The sequence below is a fragment of the Pseudonocardia spirodelae genome, from assembly GCF_037727765.1.
Classification (GTDB): Bacteria; Actinomycetota; Actinomycetes; order Mycobacteriales; family Pseudonocardiaceae; genus Pseudonocardia; species Pseudonocardia spirodelae.
This window is the reverse complement of the sequence record NZ_JBBJUP010000022.1, coordinates 29753-45371: the sequence shown is the minus strand read 5'-3', so window position 1 is coordinate 45371 and position 15619 is coordinate 29753. Positions and strand designations below refer to the sequence as shown.

General features: G+C 78.3%; 16 protein-coding genes. 7 read left to right on the top strand and 9 right to left on the bottom strand.

What is annotated here, in order from left to right:
* Positions 1–30 precede the first annotated feature (30 nt).
* The gene (locus WJX68_RS22320) at positions 31–525 is read left to right on the top strand and encodes a bifunctional nuclease family protein (protein WP_340294310.1); all 495 of its coding nucleotides are present in this window, start codon (positions 31–33) and stop codon (positions 523–525) included.
* A gap of 42 nt (positions 526–567) precedes the next feature.
* On the opposite strand, the gene WJX68_RS22315 is transcribed toward WJX68_RS22320, so the two are convergent.
* The 4 genes from WJX68_RS22315 to WJX68_RS22300 form a co-directional block, all read right to left on the bottom strand.
* Entirely contained in the window at positions 568–2157 is a 1590-nt protein-coding gene (locus tag WJX68_RS22315) for a phytoene desaturase family protein (protein ID WP_340294308.1), read from the bottom strand.
* 200 nt (positions 2158–2357) lie between these two features.
* Entirely contained in the window at positions 2358–2645 is a 288-nt protein-coding gene (locus WJX68_RS22310; protein ID WP_340294306.1) for a hypothetical protein, read from the bottom strand.
* Positions 2646–2718: 73 nt separating this feature from the next.
* Positions 2719–4224, bottom strand: coding sequence for a CoA-acylating methylmalonate-semialdehyde dehydrogenase (locus WJX68_RS22305; protein WP_340294304.1), 1506 nt, complete (start codon positions 4222–4224; stop codon positions 2719–2721).
* Positions 4225–4343: 119 nt separating this feature from the next.
* Entirely contained in the window at positions 4344–4823 is a 480-nt protein-coding gene (locus WJX68_RS22300; RefSeq protein WP_340294302.1) for an Lrp/AsnC family transcriptional regulator, read from the bottom strand.
* An 81-nt stretch (positions 4824–4904) separates the two neighbouring features.
* Here WJX68_RS22300 and WJX68_RS22295 point away from each other — a divergent pair, with 81 nt between their 5' ends.
* On the top strand, positions 4905–5522 hold the full coding sequence (locus tag WJX68_RS22295) for a LysE family translocator (RefSeq protein WP_340294300.1): 618 nt from the start codon (positions 4905–4907) through the stop codon (positions 5520–5522).
* Positions 5523–5589: 67 nt separating this feature from the next.
* The gene (locus tag WJX68_RS22290; RefSeq protein ID WP_340294298.1) at positions 5590–6156 is read left to right on the top strand and encodes a hypothetical protein; all 567 of its coding nucleotides are present in this window, start codon (positions 5590–5592) and stop codon (positions 6154–6156) included.
* 272 nt (positions 6157–6428) lie between these two features.
* Here the strand turns inward: WJX68_RS22290 and WJX68_RS22285 are convergent, their stop codons facing one another.
* The 4 genes from WJX68_RS22285 to WJX68_RS22270 all read right to left on the bottom strand — a co-directional run bounded on the left by WJX68_RS22285 (position 6429) and on the right by WJX68_RS22270 (position 10394).
* Positions 6429–7235 carry a glycosyltransferase family 2 protein gene (locus WJX68_RS22285; protein WP_340294296.1) on the bottom strand — a complete coding sequence of 269 codons (807 nt, stop codon included), beginning with the start codon at positions 7233–7235 and terminating at the stop codon, positions 6429–6431.
* Positions 7232–8290 carry a glycosyltransferase gene (locus WJX68_RS22280; protein ID WP_340294294.1) on the bottom strand — a complete coding sequence of 353 codons (1059 nt, stop codon included), beginning with the start codon at positions 8288–8290 and terminating at the stop codon, positions 7232–7234. Before WJX68_RS22280 ends, WJX68_RS22285 begins: the two co-directional genes overlap by 4 nt.
* Positions 8287–9348 carry a glycosyltransferase gene (locus tag WJX68_RS22275; RefSeq protein ID WP_340294292.1) on the bottom strand — a complete coding sequence of 354 codons (1062 nt, stop codon included), beginning with the start codon at positions 9346–9348 and terminating at the stop codon, positions 8287–8289. The genes WJX68_RS22280 and WJX68_RS22275 overlap by 4 nt, the downstream gene beginning before the upstream one ends.
* 143 nt (positions 9349–9491) lie before the next feature.
* Entirely contained in the window at positions 9492–10394 is a 903-nt protein-coding gene (locus tag WJX68_RS22270; RefSeq protein ID WP_340294290.1) for a WcbI family polysaccharide biosynthesis putative acetyltransferase, read from the bottom strand.
* A gap of 92 nt (positions 10395–10486) precedes the next feature.
* On the opposite strand from WJX68_RS22270, the gene WJX68_RS22265 reads away from it, so the two are divergent.
* From WJX68_RS22265 to WJX68_RS22250, 4 genes are read left to right on the top strand one after another with little or no spacing between them, the layout of a single operon-like run.
* A complete protein-coding gene (locus WJX68_RS22265; RefSeq protein ID WP_340294288.1) occupies positions 10487–11497 on the top strand; it encodes a glycosyltransferase family 1 protein in 1011 nt (336 codons plus the stop codon).
* On the top strand, positions 11494–12453 hold the full coding sequence (locus tag WJX68_RS22260) for a hypothetical protein (RefSeq protein WP_340294286.1): 960 nt from the start codon (positions 11494–11496) through the stop codon (positions 12451–12453). Before WJX68_RS22265 ends, WJX68_RS22260 begins: the two co-directional genes overlap by 4 nt.
* On the top strand, positions 12450–13640 hold the full coding sequence (locus tag WJX68_RS22255) for a glycosyltransferase family 2 protein (RefSeq protein WP_340294284.1): 1191 nt from the start codon (positions 12450–12452) through the stop codon (positions 13638–13640). Before WJX68_RS22260 ends, WJX68_RS22255 begins: the two co-directional genes overlap by 4 nt.
* 45 nt (positions 13641–13685) lie before the next feature.
* Positions 13686–14435, top strand: coding sequence for a hypothetical protein (locus WJX68_RS22250; RefSeq protein ID WP_340294282.1), 750 nt, complete (start codon positions 13686–13688; stop codon positions 14433–14435).
* 3 nt (positions 14436–14438) lie between these two features.
* On the opposite strand, the gene WJX68_RS22245 is transcribed toward WJX68_RS22250, so the two are convergent.
* Positions 14439–15608 carry a hypothetical protein gene (locus WJX68_RS22245; RefSeq protein WP_340294280.1) on the bottom strand — a complete coding sequence of 390 codons (1170 nt, stop codon included), beginning with the start codon at positions 15606–15608 and terminating at the stop codon, positions 14439–14441.
* Between the last annotated feature and the right edge of the window lie 11 nt (positions 15609–15619).

The following is a 15619-nucleotide window of genomic DNA, read 5'->3' as shown; positions in this document are numbered from 1 at the left end:
AGGCGGTCCGCGGCGAGGGGAGTGGGGCCGATGGCCGGCGTGCGGGTGAAGGCGGTCGGGACGGACACGACGACGTCGGACCGCGTCGTGCTGCTGGAGGAGACCGGGGGTGGCGGGCGCATCGTGGCCGTCGCGGTCGGGGAGGCCGAGGCGCTCGCCGCGGCCGCCGCGCTGGAGGGCGTCCACAGCGCCCGCCCGGGCACCCACCGCCTGATCGGCGCCGTGCTGAGCGCCGCCGGGCGCCGGCTCGCCCGGGTCCGGGTGCACGCGCTGCGCGATGCCGTGTTCCACGCCGAGCTCGAGCTCGACGACGGCACCCGCATCGACGCCCGTACCAGCGACGCGGTGGTCCTCGCCCTGCAGGCCGGGGCACCGCTGGAGGTCGACGACGAGGTGCTGGCCGTCGCCGGGGTCGACCCGGCGACGGTGACCGTCGAGGGGCCCGGCGGCGGCGCGGACGAGGTCGAGCGGTTCCGCCGGTTCCTCGACACCGCACTGCCCGAGGACTTCGACCGGCCCCAGTAGGACGGCTCCGGCGAGCCGGCCCCGCCGCCGCCCGGGGCGGGGTCAGGCGTGCAGGGCGCGGTGGGCGAGACCGACGACGGCGCGGTAGAGCGGGCCCGTCGCCCCCGACGCGGCGAGCGCGGCCCGCGCGGCGTTGGCGCCCGGGCCGCCGTGCACCGCACCGCCCGGGTGGGCCGACGCACCCGCCAGGAACAGGCCCGGCACCGGGGTGTCGGCGCGGCCGAGACCGGGCACCGGGCGGAACACCAGCTGCTGGTGCACCGCGCAGGTCCCGGCGGTGATCGCCCCGTCGACGAGGTTGCCGTCGCGGTTCTGCAGGTCGGCCGGCCCGGCGACGGCACGCGCCCGCACCCGCGACCCGAACCCGGGCGCGTGCTCCTCCACCACCTGCTGCATCCGGTCCGCCCAGCGCAGCACGTCGTCGCGGCCCCACCCCAGCCCGCGGGGCACGTGGGTGTAGGCCCAGGCCGACTCCGTACCCGGCGGTGAGCGGTCCGGGTCGGCGGTGGTCATCTGCCCGAACAGCAGGAACGGGGTGCCGGGCAGCCGGCCCGCGGTCAGGTCGGCGGCGTAGCGGCGCAGCCCGTCGACGTCGGCGCCGACGTGCACGGTCCCCGCGGACCGGGCGCCCGGCGCGGTCCACGGGACCGGCCCGTCGAGCGCCCAGTCGACCTTGACGGTCGAGTGGTCCCACTCGAACCGCGCCAGGTCGGCCACGAACCGGGCCGGCAGGTGCGCCTCGCCGACCAGGTCGCGGTAGAGCCGCGGGGCGTCGACGTCGGCGAGCACGGCACGCCGGGCGAGGACCCGGGCGCCGTCGGCGTCGACCACGCCGCGGGCGCGGCCGCCGTCGACCAGGACGGTCCGGACCGGCCGTCCGCACTGCACGCGTCCGCCCCGGTCGGCCAGGCGCGCGACGAGCGCGCCGGTCAGCGACCCGGCCCCGCCCGCGGGCACCGGGAAGCCGACCCGCTGGCCGAGCATCGCGAGCAGCCAGCCGTAGGCGGCGCTCGCCGCCGAGTCCGGGCCGAGGTCGGTGTGCAGGGCGTTGCCGGCGAGCAGCAGCGGCGCGGAGCGGCCGCCGAAGTGCTCCCGCGCCATCGCCGTGACCGGCTGCGCGAGCATCCGGGCCAGCCGCAGGGCGTCGCCGGCGCCGAGGCGGCGCAGCAGCCGGGCGGTGGGGCGGACGGGCGGGAACGGGCGCAGCGCCGCGTCGAGCAGGTCCGCGGCCACCCGGTCCCACTGCGCGACCAGGGCGCGCCAGGCGTCGCCGTCGCCGGGGTGGTCGGCGTCGAGGGCCGCGGCGGTGTCGTCGAGGCGGCGGTGCAGCACCGCGCAGTGCCCGTCGGCGGTGGGGTGGGCGAGCACCGCGGGCGCGTGCCGCCACACCAGGCCGTGGGCGCCCAGGTCCAGCTCGCGCAGCACCGGCGACGCGGCGCCCAGCGGGTGGAATGCGCTGGCCAGGTCGCTGACGAACCCGGGCGCGGTGATCTCGGCCGAGCGCACCGCGCCGCCCGGGGCGTCGGCGGCCTCGCAGACCAGGACGTCCCATCCGGCGTCGGCCAGCAGGTTCGCCGCGACCAGGCCGTTGTGCCCGGCCCCGACCACGACGGCGTCGACCCGTTCGGTCACCTGTCCCACGTCCTTCCGCGGCCGGAGCCCCCGTCACGGAGCCGCCCGGCGGACGGCGCCGCACCGGGGTCGCCGACCCGGCTCCGGACGGGTCCGGAGGTGCCCAGCATGACCGTCCGGAAGGGACACCGCTCGCGCGGCCACCCGGTGTCCCGCTCACCGCACCCCGTCGTGCCGCCGACCCCGCCGGACCCGGTGCGTCAGCGCGGGTCCGGGTCCCGGTCGGGAGCGTCGTCGGCGGTGGGCTCCCCGGCCTCGGCGCGGGCCTCGGCACCGGTCTCGCCGGCGAAGCCCTCGTCGCGGCCCGCGACCCTGCCCACGAACTCGCCGGAGTCGCCGGTCCCGGTGGTCGCGACGGCGTCGCCGCCCTCCGCCCCCGGCAGGCCGCCGGTCTCGCGGGAACTGGCCAGATGCGGGTCGGGTTCGACGTCCTCGGCCGGGGTGCGTCCACGCAGCCGGTCGGCGAGCCGTCCGAGGAAGGAGGTCATGGCCCGGGGTACCTCACGACGGGCCGCTCACACCTGCGGGGACGACGAACGTTCCGGACGTGCCGCGCGGGCGTCAGCCGTTGGTCGGGAACCCCAGGTCGACCCCGGCGTGGCTCGGGTCGAGCCAGCGGGTGGTGACGACCTTGCCGCGGGTGAAGAAGTGCACGCCCTCGGTGCCGTGGGCGTGGGTGTCGCCGAACAGCGAGCTCTTCCAGCCCCCGAAGCTGTAGTACGCCATCGGCACCGGGACCGGCACGTTGACGCCGATCATCCCGACCTCGACCTCGTTCTGGAACCTGCGCGCGGCGCCGCCGTCGTTGGTGAAGATCGCGGTGCCGTTGCCGTAGGGGTTGGCGTTGACCAGGTCGACGGCGGCCTCGTAGCTGTCGACGCGCACGACCGACAGCACCGGGCCGAAGATCTCGTCGGTGTAGACGCTCATGCCGGTGCCGACGTGGTCGAGCAGGGTCGGGCCGAGGAAGAAGCCGGACCCGTCGGCGTCGAAGGACGCCGTGCGGCCGTCGACGACGACCGTGGCCCCCTCGCGCTCCCCGGCGTCGACGTAGCCCGACACGCGGTCCCGGGCGGCCTTCGTGACCAGCGGCCCCATGTCGCAGGAGCGGCGGCCGTCGCCGGTGCGCAGCGCGCGGGCCCGCTCGGCGATCTTCTCCACCAGGGTGTCGGCGATGTCGCCGACCGCGACCAGCGCGGAGATCGCCATGCAGCGCTCGCCCGCGGAGCCGAACCCGGCGTTCACGGCCTGGTCGGCCGCGAGGTCGAGGTCGGCGTCGGGCAGCACGACCATGTGGTTCTTCGCCCCGCCGAGCGCCTGCACGCGCTTGCCGTGCGCGGTGCCGGTCTCGTAGACGTAGCGGGCGACCGGGGTCGAGCCGACGAAGCTGATCGACTTGACGTCCGGGCTGGTCAGCAGGTGGTCGACGGCGACCTTGTCGCCGTGCAGGACGGTGAAGACGCCGTCGGGCAGGCCGGCCTCGCGCCACAGCTCGGCGAGCCACAGGGCGGCCGAGGGCACCTTCTCCGACGGCTTGAGCACCACGGTGTTCCCGGCGGCGATCGCGACCGGGAAGAACCACATCGGCACCATCGCCGGGAAGTTGAACGGCGAGATGATCCCGACGACGCCCAGCGGCTGGCGCACCGAGTGCACGTCGACGCCGGTGGAGGCGTTCTCGGTGGCCGACCCCTTCAGCAGGTGCGGCATCCCGCAGGCGAACTCGACGACCTCCTGGCCGCGGGCGACCTCACCGGCGGCGTCGGAGAGCACCTTCCCGTGCTCCGCGGTGATCAGCTCCGCCAGCTCGCCGGCGCGGGCGTTGAGCAGCTCGCGGAACCGGAACAGGATCTGGGTGCGCCGGCTCAGGCTGGTGTCGCGCCAGGCCGGGAAGGCGGCCTTCGCGGCCGCGACGGCGGCGGCGGCCTCGGCGTCCGAGGCCAGCGGCAGGTGGGCGGTGACCTCGCCGGTGGCGGGGTCGGTCACCTCCGACGTCCGCCCGGACGTGCCCTCGGCGGGCCTGCCGGCGACCCAGTGGGTGAGCGTCTTGGCAAGGGTGCTCGTCATCAACCTCATCTTCCCCTCGGCACGGACCGCGTGCTCGTCCTGAGCATCGTGCAGCCCGGGACGCCCGGCAGGACACCGGGGCAGCCTCCGTCCACCGTGCGCCACCGGGCCGGCGACGGCTACCGGGACCGGCCGCCCGCCCCGGCCTCGAGCGGCAGCCCCCGGTCGGCCACGACGTCCTTCATCACCAGCGTCGAGGACAGCCGCTGCACCCCGGGCAGCGTCGTGAGGCGCTCGTCGTAGAGCCGCTGGAAGGCCGGCAGGTCCCGCGTGATGATCCGCAGCAGGTAGTCCGGGTCGCCGAACAGGCGCTGCGCGGTGACGACGTGCTCGATGCCGGCCACGGCCGACTCGAACGCCTCGACGGTGTCGCGCACGGCCTCGTGCATCGTCACGAACACCAGCGCGTCGAAGCCCAGCCCGAGGGCGCGGGCGTCGAGGTGGGCGCGGTAGCCGGCGACCGCGCCGGAGGACTCCAGCGCCCGCAGCCGCCGGTGGCACGGCGACAGCGACAGCTGCACGCGCTCGGCGAGCTCGGTGACGGTCAGCCGGCCATCGGCCTGCAGCTCGGCAAGAATCTTCCGGTCGATGGCGTCCATACGGCAGGATCTTGCCGTACACACCCGCCGGGCGAGCAAGTTCGGGACCACCTCCCGGGGGCGGCGACCTAGCGTCGTGGCATGCCGATCGCGAGCGTGCTGGGGTTCTCCGGCCTGTCGTTGCTGCTGGTGCTCACCCCGGGCGCGGACTGGGCGTACATGATCCGGGCGGGGGTGCGCGGGCGGGCCGTGCTGCCGTCGCTGGCCGGGCTCCTGGGCGGGCACCTGGCCCTGACCGCGCTCGTCGCGGCGGGTGTCGCGGCGGTGGTGGCGCGCCGCCCGGAGGTGCTCGCCGTACTCACCACCGTCGGCGCCGGCTACCTCGTGCTGCTCGGCGCGGCCACCCTGCGCCGCCCGGCCGGTCCGGTCGTCGCGGCTCCGGAGGCCGGCGGCTCCGCGGTCGGCGACCTCGTGCGCGGCGCGGGCGTCAGCGGGCTCAACCCGAAGGCGCTGCTGCTGTTCCTGGCCCTGATGCCACAGTTCACCGACCCGTCCGCGGCGTGGTCGCCGGGCGGGCAGATCGTGCTGCTCGGGCTGGTGCACGTGGCCGGGTGCGCGGTGGTCTACGCCGGCGTCGGCTTCGGCGCCCGGGTCGTGCTGGGTGCCCGCCCGGCCGCGGCGCGGGTCGTGTCGCGGGTCGCCGGGGCGGCGATGGTGACCCTCGGCGCCGGGCTGCTCGTCGCCCAGGTCGCGGCCTGATCCCGGCGGCGGTTGCCTCTGTGGTGTAGCGGTGTAATTCTGTAATCATCCGACCTGGAGGTGCGTGATGAGAGCAGGACGAGGACGACCGGGCGGACCGCAGGCCGACCCGCCGCCCGCCGACGACGCCGCGGCCTGGTTCGCCGGGCGGCTGCCCGACGGCTGGTTCACCGGGGCGCCGGAGGTGACCGTGGACCGCGACGAGATCGTCGTCGTCGGGGAGCTGCCGCCGCTGCCGGAGGTGCCGGGCACGGGGGAGTCCGACGACGGCGGGGCCGCCCGCGCGGCCGCCGAGGCGGGCCGGATCGCCCGCTTCCGGGAGGAGACCCGCGACGAGCGGATCGCCGTCGCCCGCCAGGCGGAGCACCGCTGGGCGCGCCGGGTCGCCTGGGGCGTGCGCCAGGGCGGCACCCGCGAGCTGTTCACGACGCTGTCGGTGCCGGTGATGACCCGGCTGCGTCAGCCCGAGCGACGGGTGCTCGACACCCTCGTCGACGCCGGTGTCGCCCGGTCCCGCTCCGACGCGCTCGCCTGGTGCGTCCGGCTGGTCGGCCGGCACTCCGACGACTGGCTCAGCGACCTGCGGACGGCGATGGAGCGGGTGGAGGAGCTGCGGGCCCGCGGCCCGCAGTGACCCGGGCGGGCCGGACACCCGCGGAGGACGACCGTTCACCCGGGTGGCCCCGGCCCGCCACCCCGTCCGGCGCCGCTTTCCGACCGCCCGTCCCCAAGTCGGTCGCACGGGGCGTGAGCGGTGCCGGGGCGGGTACTGACACCCCATGTCCGTTCCCGTCCGTACCCACCGGTGGTGGCTGCGCCGCACGCCTTCCGCCCCGGCCGGGGGCCTCTGCTACACCTGCATGCGCCCGGTCCAGTTCTGCGCCTGCTGAGCCGCGGCCACCGGCCTCACACGACCCGCAGCACGTCGCGCTCCGGGTCGAACTCGACCGCGCCCGCCGCGTCGAGCTCGCGCAGCCAGCCCGCCATCGGCCACCAGCCCCGGCGCGACCGGAACACCCGGGCGTTGCCGACGATCTCCGCCACCCGGTCCGGGTCCGTGCGCGCCGGCGGGTGGTGCTGGTGCAGCGCGTGCGCCCCGCCCACCCACACCAGCGGCAGCCCGCAGGACAGCGCGAAGTCGGTGTCCTCGGCGCCGTAGCCGGCGTACCGCTCGCAGAACCCGCCGCCGGCGGTCCACGCCCGGGCGGTCACGGCGAACGACAGCGACCAGAACAGCTCGCGGCGCGGCTCGTCGACCAGCACGCCCGGCTCCGGCGACGGCCGGGCCGGGTGCGGGTCGAGGTGGCGGTGCAGGTCGCGCTCGGGCAGCACCCCCTCGCTCAGGTAGGTCACCGGCCCGGCGAGCAGGGCGTCCGGGCGTGCGGCCGCCGCGTCGGCGTAGCGGTCGATCAGCTCCTCGCCGGGCAGGCAGTCGACGTCGAGGAACACCAGCAGCCCGGCGCCCAGGTCCAGGGCGGCGGCCGCGCCGGCGTTGCGGGCCCGGGCCAGCGGGAGCGGGCCGGGTGCGGGCACCGTCAGCGCCCGGGTCGGCGGGCCGGCGCCGTCGAGGTCGGGGGCCCCACCCATCCCGACGACCACGTGGGTCATCGCCGGGCCGGTGGCCAGCAGCCGTCGCTGGCGGGCCAGGTGGTCCGCCCGCCCCCGCACGACGGTGACGACGGCGACCGCGCCGCGCCCGGCTGCGGCGCTCACGCCGCGGGCCGGTGCGGGCCGGCGTCGGCGCCCGCGACGATCCCGTCGAGGACGGCGGCGGCCCGCGCCGCGGCCCGGCCGTCGCTCCACCGCGACCAGCCCGCGCCGCCCAGCCCCGCGGCCCGCCCGAGGACCCTTGGCCAGTCCCGCGGGTCCGGCCAGCGGGGCTCGACGACCGCCAGCCCGGCTGCCGCGAGCGCCGCACCGGTGGCGGCCTGCTCGCCGTGCGGGCGCTGCGCGGGCACGATCACAGCGGCCCGCCGCGCGGCGGCGATCTCGGCGACCACGTTCTGCCCGGCGTGCCCGACGACCACGTCGGCGCCCTGCAGCCGCGCCCACACGTCCTCGCTCCAGCCGCCCACGGTCAGGGTGCGTGGTGCGCCGGGCGGGAGCGGGCCGCGCAGCCGTCCCGCGACGTGCCACGTCCAGCCGGGGGTGGCGGCCGCGGCGGCGGCCACCGCGTCGGGGTCGGCACCGTCGTCGCCGCTGCCGGTCAGGAGCAGCACCCGCCGCCGCCCGGGTGGCGGAGCCGCGCGACGGCCGTCGAAACGGGAGAGCCCGCCCAGGTGCACGGTGCGCGCGGCGAGCTCGGTCCGCCACGGCCGCGCCGGGGTCCGCGGCCACGGCACGAGCAGCACCTCGGCCAGGTCGTAGGCGGTGCGGTGGGCGCGGTCACCCCGGTCGCCGGGCTGGGCGACGACGGCCACGGGCACCCCGTGCAGCCGGGCCAGCACGGCCATCTCCACCGACACGTCGGCGACCAGCAGCCGGGCCGGTCCGGCGGCCAGCAGGGCGGAGACCGCGGCGGCCCGGGCGCGCAGCCCGTCGTGGTGGCGGGGCACCCAGTGCAGCGTCCCGCCCGCGGTGACGTCGGGGTCACCTCCGCCGGTGCCGCCGGTGTCGGGTGCCAGCTCGTGCCAGGGGCCGGGCCAGCCCGCGGGGGCGGGCCGCGACCCGGCCCCGACGACCGGGGTGCGCAGGTGCGCGGCGATGGCGGCGGCCCGGTGCGCGTGGCCGCTGCCGTGGTGGTGGACGTAGTAGACGACCGTGCTCACGCCGCCGCCAGCGCGCCGTAGAGCCGCTCGTAGCCGTCGATCATGACCTCGGCGGAGCAGGTCCGTTCGGCGTGGCGGCGGGCGTCGGTGCGCGAGAGCGCCGCCGCGGCCGGGATGGCCCGGGCCAGGCCCTCGACGTCGCCGGGTGCGACGAGGACCCCGCACGCCGGGTCGACGATCTCGGGCAGCGCACCGCGGGCGAACCCGGCGATCGGGGTCCCGCAGGCCAGCGCCTCGGCGACGACCAGGCCGTAGGGCTCGTCCCAGCACGGGGAGACGACCGCGACGCTCGCGTCGCCGACCAGCCGGGCCAGCGCGCGGTGGTCGAGGTGCCCCAGGTAGGTCACGTCCCCGCCGAGCAGCGGCGCGACGCAGGAGTCGAAGAAGCCGCGGTCCGGGCAGGGACCGGCCAGGCGCAGCCCGGTGCCGGCGAGGCGGGCGGCGCGGATGGCCTCGACAGGTCCCTTCTCCGGCACGATCCGGCCCGACCACACCGGCACACCGCCGCCGGACCCGTACCCCCAGGCCGCGGTGTCGACCCCGTTGCGCACGACGGTGGCGCGCGCCCCGGTCGGCGCCCAGGCCGCCGCGGTGTGCGCGCTGACCGCGGCGAACCGCAGCCGCCGCGGGTCGCCCAGGCGCACCGCGGACTCCATCCAGGGCGTCGGCGGGGTGTGCAGCGTGGTCAGCACGGGCGCGTCGAGGGTGCCGGCCAGCGCCAGCGGCAGATAGTGCAGGGAGTTGTTGTGCACCACGTCGTAGCGGCCGCGCTCGCGCGAGAGCGCCAGCAGCAGCTCGAGGTAGGAGTGGTGCTCGGCGAGGAACCACTCCGGCGGCATGCCGACGTCGCTGCGGGCGGCGTCGGAGATCGGGGGCAGCGCGGCCATCGCGGACACGCGCAGCCCGGGGTCGGAGCCGGGCGCGCCGAACACGGTCACGTCGTGGCCGCGACGGCGCAGCCGGTCCGCCAGCCCGGCGGTGTGCGCTTCCAGCCCGCCCGGGAACGGTTCCCGGATGGGGTAGCGCGCGGACGCGATCAGCGCGATCCGGGCGCTCACCGGCGCACGACAGGGAGGATCATCGAACAACGCTCCGGGGCTCGGGGACGGGGACACCGTGCGAGCTGTTGCTGAACCCGGACGCGCTCCGATCATGCGGGGCCCCGCCCGGGCCCACAACTCGACCTTGCGCGGCCCCGTCCCTACAGGCCGAGGATCTCCAGCGTGTCGGCGTGGCGCGCCACGCCCGCCCTCACCCAGGCGGGGTGCGCGGCGTACCAGCCGCGCTGCGCGGCGAGCACCTCGTCCTCGCCGACCGGGCGGTCGCCGTCGAGCCAGTGCCCGCGGGCCGGCCCGGGCAGCCCGAGCGCGTCGAGCACGTCGCGGCGCAGCGGGGACCGGATCCCGCCGAGCAGGTCACGACCCGGGTCGCCGACGGTCGCGGGCAGCCCGGCGGTGTCCAGGATCCGCGCGGCCAGGCAGTGCAGCACCGGGTTGCCCGGGTGGTTGAGCGTGTGCGCGGCGGCGGTCCCGAACGAGGTGATGACGTCGGCCACCCCGACGTCGGTGTCGCGGGCCTCGCGGCGGGCGAGCTCGGCCACCCCGCGGGCCCCGACCTCGGCCAGCGCCCCCGCCGACGGCGGCGCCCCGGCCGGGCGGCCCGCGGCGGCGGCCAGCGCCCGCAGGTCGTGGTACGGCACCGGCGGCGGGACGGCGGCCGGGTCCGACGGGTGGCGCACGATCGCCGACCAGGGGTGCAGCGCGGGGTGGCGGACCACCGGCCAGCGCACCACCGTCGCCGCCGCCGGGAGGGCCGCGGCGACCTCGGCCGTCCCGAGCGGCAGCCCGCGGTAGCCGTCGCGGACCGGCTGGGCGGCCAGCAGCCGGGTCCGGGCGAGCAGCGGTGCCAGCAGGTCGAGGTCGGCGGCGGTCAGCTCGTGCACCGGGGGGATCCGCACCGGGGTCACCGGCAGGTCCGGCACCGTCGCGAGCAGCACCCGCACGGCCTCGGCCTGGCAGTTGCCCCACACCAGGGCCAGCGGTCCGGCCGGGACGGGCGCGCAGCCGTGGAGGACGCCGTAGTGGCGCCGGCGCGGATCGGTCACCGGCCCATCGTGGGCCGGATCGCGCCGCGCCGCGCGGTTGACCGGCCCCGGGACGGGCACCCGGGCCGTACCCGTCCGAGAGGAGCCGCCGCGTGCGTGTGGCGTCCGTGCCCACCGCCCATCCCTACGTGCGGTCGCTGCACCACCCGCAGGTCCTGCGCCTGCCCGACCCGCCGGTGCCCGGCGCCGTCGACGGGCGGTGGTGGCCCTCGCCGTGGCTCGACGCCGGGTACGTGCGCGCCCACGCCGGGACGTTCGACGTGCTGCACGTGCACTTCGGCTTCGACGACCGCGGCCCCGCACAGCTGCGCGCGCTGGTCGCCGCGCTGCGCGGGGCGGACCGGCCCCTGGTGCTGACCGTGCACGACCTGCGCAACCCGCACCACACCGACCCGGCCCCGCACACCGCGTCGCTGGACGTGCTGGTGCCGGCCGCGGCGGCGGTGGTGACGCTGACCCCGGGCGCGGCGGGACGGATCCGGGAGCGCTGGGGACGCGACGCCCTCGTGCTCGCCCACCCGGCCGTCGTCGGGCCTGGGTGGGCGCACGCGCCGCGCCCGCGCCACGACGGGTTCGTCGTCGGGCTGCACGCCAAGAGCCACCGCACCAACGCCGACCCGGTCGGGGTGGCCCGCGCGCTCGCCGCGACCGCTCCGGCCGGGGTGACCGTCCGCGTCGACGCCCACGACGACGGCCGCGGCCGTGCCGTCGCCACCGCCCTGCGCGACGAGCCCCGCCTGGACCTGCGCGTCCACCCCCCGTTCGACGACGACGCCTTCCACACCTACCTGCAGGAGCTCGACGTGTCGGTGCTGCCCTACCGCTGGGGCACCCACTCCGGCTGGCTCGAGGCATGCCACGACCTGGGCACCACCGCGCTGGTCCCCGACGTCGGGCACTTCCGCGAGCAGGCGCCCTGCCTGACCTACCGGCTGGCCGGCGACGGCCCCGACCGGGCCTCGCTGGCCGCGGCGGTGGCGCTGGCCCACCGGACCCGGCCGGCCTGGCGGGCCGACCCCGCCGTGCGCGAGCGGGCCCGCGCCGAGGTCGCCGGGGCGCACGCCGCGCTCTACCGCGAGGTCGTCGCCGGGGTGTCGCGGTGACGACCACGGTGCGGGTCGTCGCGCCGGGCGCCTCCGGGCACGGCGTGGTGCGCCACGCCGCGGCCGTCGCGGCGGCCGTCGCCGCCCGGGGTGTCGTGCCGGTCGGGTCCGGGGCCGCCGACCTCACCCACGCCCAGTTCACCGACGCCCTGTGGGGCCCGGACATCGCCGCCGCCGCGCAGGCGTTCACCGACGTGGCCGCGACCCTGCCCCGCCCGCTGGTGGTGACCCTGCACGACCTCCCGGGGGCCGACCCCGACCCGGCCCGCGACGCCCGGCGCGCCGCGGGGTACCGGCACGTCGTCGCCGCCGCGGACGCCGTGGTCGTCTCCGCCGGGCACGAGGCCGCGAAGGCCCGCGCGCTCGGTGCCGCGGACCCGGTGCAGGTGGCGCTGCCGCTGCCGGTGGTGGTGCCGCCCGGGCCCGCGCCCGGCTGGGCCGGGCGGTCCGCCCTCGGGGTGCTGGGGTTCGTGCACCCCGGCAAGGGGCACGAGGCCGTCGTCGACGCCGCGGCCGCGCACCCGGACCGGCCCGCGGTCGTCGCGGCGGGGGCGGTGGCCGACGGACACGACGACCTCGCCCGCGACCTGGCCGCGCACGCCCGCGCCCGCGGCGTCGACTGGGTGCTGACCGGGCACCTGGAACCGGCGGAGCTGGCCGCGGCCGCCGCCGCGGTCACCGTCCCGGTCGCGCCGAGCCGCACGGTCAGCGCCAGCGGCTCGCTGCTGGCCTGGCTCGCCCACGGCCGGGTCCCGCTGGCCGCGGCCGCCCCGCACGCCGTCGAGGTCGCCGCCGCGGCCCCGGGCTCGGTGCACCTCTACGACGACGACCCCACCCGCGACGCGCTCGTCGCGGCCGCGCTCGCCGACCCCGGCCGCACCCGCGGCCCGGTCCCGGACTGGCCCGAGCCCGGCGCCGGGCACGTCGCCCTCTACCGCGCGGTGCTGGGCCGGTGAGCGGCCCGGGCCCGCGGGTCGGGGTCGTCGTCTGTCACTACCGCCAGCCCGCGCAGCTCGCCCGCACGCTGGCGGCGCTCGCGGCGCAGACGCTGCCACCGGTGTCGGTCGTCGTCGCCGACGACGGGTCCCCGCAGCCGCCGCGGCCGGCGCCGGGCCCGGTCCCGGTGCGGGTGGTCACCCAGGCCGACCTGGGCTTCCGCGCCGCCGCGGCCCGCAACCGCGGCGCCGCGCACGCCGAGGGCGACGTGCTGGTGTTCCTCGACGCCGACACCGTGCCCGGCCCCGGGTTCGTCGCCGCGCTCGCCGCGCCGGTCGCGGCCCGTCCCGACGTGCTCGCCGTCGGGCGGCGGCGCCACGCCGACCTGTCCGCCGCGGCGCCGGGCGACGACCCCGCGGACGCCCCGCAGCTGCCCGACCCGGTGTGGCTGGCGCAGGGCTACGCCCGCACCCGGGACCTGCGCGACGCCGGCCCGGGGGACTGGCGGCTGGTCATCAGCGCGGTCCTCGCCGTGCACCGGTCCCTGTTCGACGACCTCGGCGGCTTCGACGAGCGCTACGTCGGCTACGGCGGCGAGGACTGGGACCTCGCCTACCGGGCCTGGAACAGCGGCGCCGCGCTGCGTCACGTCCCGGCGGCCCTCGCATGGCACGACGGCCCCGACTGGGCCGGGCGCCCGGAGTCCGCCGCGGGCAAGGACTCCGAGGGGCTGCGCATCGCCGCGCTGGTGCCCGAGCCGGGGGCCCGGCCCGTGCCGCTGCCCGGCGCCGTCCCCGACGTCCTCGCCGACCTCGACACCACGGCCACCGGCTGGGAGGCGGCCGCGATCGTGCACGGCGTGCTGACCCAGACCCACCGCGACGTCCGGGTACGACTGCCGGGCACCGACCCCCGCCTCGCCGAGCTGTTCGACGGCGTCGCCGCCCCGGGCCCGTGGACCGCCGACCAGCTGCGCCGCGCCCGCGCCCGGCTCGCGGTGCGCGCGCCGCTGCCGCCGGACGCCCTGGCCGGTGCGATGGCGCTGCTGACCCGGCACGACCTGGGCCGGGTCGAGATCACCGGGCCGGCGGGGGAGCCGCGCGCGGTGCTCGCGTCCACCCGCGCGGCCGGCCGGGCCCGCCGCCGCGGCGTCGACCCGGCCGCCGTGCAGGAGCAGATGGGCGTCGCGACGCTGCCCGGTCCGTAGGACTGCGGATCACGCCCGGGCCCGGCCGGGTCCACACTGGCCGCCATGACCGCTCCTGCAGCCCCGTCCGTGCGCGGCGCGCGCCGCGCGATGATCGTCGCGGTGGTGGCCTCGCTGGTCGTCGCGTCGGTGTCGGGCATCGTCGCCCTGCTCGGCGGCGGGTTCGGCGACACCGCCGCCCGCGTCGTGGTCACCACCCTGGTCGTCGCGGCGTTCGGTACGACGGCGCTCTGCCACCTCGCCGTCGTCACCCGCGCGGTGCGGCTGCTGGGGATCGCCGGGCTCGCGGCGAGCGTCGCGGCCGCGGTCTGCGTGCTGTGGCTGATCTGGTGGGGCGAGATGCTCTCCGCCGCAGGCGGCGACCTCGACGGCACCGTCGTCAAGGCCGCGCTGGTGCTGACCATCGCCGCGGTCAGCCTGGCGCACGCCAACCTGCTCCTGCTGCTGTCCGGGCGTCGCTCCGCGGTGATCCGGGCCGGGCTCGCCCTCACCCTCGCCGCGATCGCGGTGGTCGCGGTGATGCTGGCGCTGCCCGTGCTGACCGACGGCGTCGTCGGCGACGGCGAGGACTACTGGCGGTGGCTGGGCGTCGCCGGGATCGTCGACGCGCTCGGGACGGTCGCGCTGCCGGTCCTGGGCGTGGTCCTGCGGCCCCGCGACCCGGCGTCCGGCGGCCCGGTCCGGCTGGTGCTCGACCTGCCGCCGGAGCTGGCCGCCCGGCTCGACGCCGCCGGGGACGGCCGCGACCGGGCGGCCACCGCCGTCGACGTGCTGCGGTCGGCGCTGCCCGGCTGACGCTCAGCCTCGGTCGCCGCGCCCGGAGCCGTCGCCGGAGCGGCCGCCGGAGTCGTGCTCGGCGTCGTCGAGGCGGGCCCGGCGCTCCCGCTCGCGCCGGCTGTAGGCGGCGCGGCGCACCGCGTCGTCGTCGGCGAACCCGGAGCCGAGCGCCCCGGCGACGGTGCCCATCGACGTCGACAGCCAGGCGATCATCACCCAGTCGTCCGGCCCGGCCGGGCGCATCAGCTTCTGGCCCAGGTAGTCCGGCGGGACGACCAGCACCGCCGCGACCAGCGCGAGCACGAACAGCAGCGCGAACATTGCCAGCACCCCGCACGCGACCGTGATCACCGTCGACAGGTTCGACAGCAGCATCTCCTCGCGCAGCGACCGTGCCCGCCGCGACTCCCACAGCCCGTTGTCCAGGATCAGCCACGCCGTCATCCCGGTCAGCGCGACGAGCATGACGGTGACCTGCCGTCCGGTGCCCAGCGCGGTGGCCAGCTCCCAGATGTTGGAGTAGAAGATCCCGAACGCCGCACCGGCCGCGGCCGCCGCGATCGCCGGGGACAGGCTCGGCACCAGCCGCCACGGCCGGTTCGCCCGCACCAGCCCGGCCAGCAGCCGCAGCCGCCCGCGCAGGCCGGGCAGGGCGAGCCGCACGTCGACGTCGTCCTCGACGCCGGCGCTGCCGGAGCCGTCGCGGCCCCCACCGGTGTCCTGGCCGAGCCGGGTCAGGGCTCCCGCGCGGCCGGCGTCGGACCGCTCCCCGGCCCCGGCCCGGTCCCCGGCCGGGAACAGGTGCCGGGTCACCAGCCGGACCACGGTGTCGCGGCAGCGCCGGTACTGGTCGAGGGCGCCCAGCGCGGGCAGCGACACCAGCCCCACCCGGTGCGCGGTGCCCGCGTCGGCGACGACGGGGTCGGTGTCGGCGCGGCGCGGCAGGTCGGTCAGCAGCACGACCGCGTCGGCGCCGTCACGGTCGCGGACGCGGTCCCCGATCGACAGGGCGGGCAGGGCGCCGCGCTCGTCGAGCACGATCGGCTCGTCGGCGACGCGGACCTCCCAGCGCCCCTCGCCACGTCCCCGGAGGACGTCGGGCAGCTCGCGGGCCAGCCGGTGTGCCAGCTCGGTCGCCACCCCGGGGTCGGCCACGAGATCGAGCACGGTGCACGGGGTCGGGTCGGTCATCAGCGGCGAGG

Bases quoted from the DNA above. Each gene is read 5' to 3' on its own strand.
- WJX68_RS22310 (WP_340294306.1), bottom strand. From the start codon at position 2,645: ATGACCTCCTTCCTCGGACGGCTCGCCGACCGGCTGCGTGGACGCACC.
- WJX68_RS22320 (WP_340294310.1), top strand. From the start codon at position 31: ATGGCCGGCGTGCGGGTGAAGGCGGTCGGGACGGACACGACGACGTCG.
- WJX68_RS22305 (WP_340294304.1), bottom strand. From the start codon at position 4,224: ATGACGAGCACCCTTGCCAAGACGCTCACCCACTGGGTCGCCGGCAGG.
- WJX68_RS22300 (WP_340294302.1), bottom strand. From the start codon at position 4,823: ATGGACGCCATCGACCGGAAGATTCTTGCCGAGCTGCAGGCCGATGGC.
- WJX68_RS22245 (WP_340294280.1), bottom strand. From the start codon at position 15,608: ATGACCGACCCGACCCCGTGCACCGTGCTCGATCTCGTGGCCGACCCC.
- WJX68_RS22295 (WP_340294300.1), top strand. From the start codon at position 4,905: ATGCCGATCGCGAGCGTGCTGGGGTTCTCCGGCCTGTCGTTGCTGCTG.
- WJX68_RS22290 (WP_340294298.1), top strand. From the start codon at position 5,590: ATGAGAGCAGGACGAGGACGACCGGGCGGACCGCAGGCCGACCCGCCG.
- WJX68_RS22250 (WP_340294282.1), top strand. From the start codon at position 13,686: ATGACCGCTCCTGCAGCCCCGTCCGTGCGCGGCGCGCGCCGCGCGATG.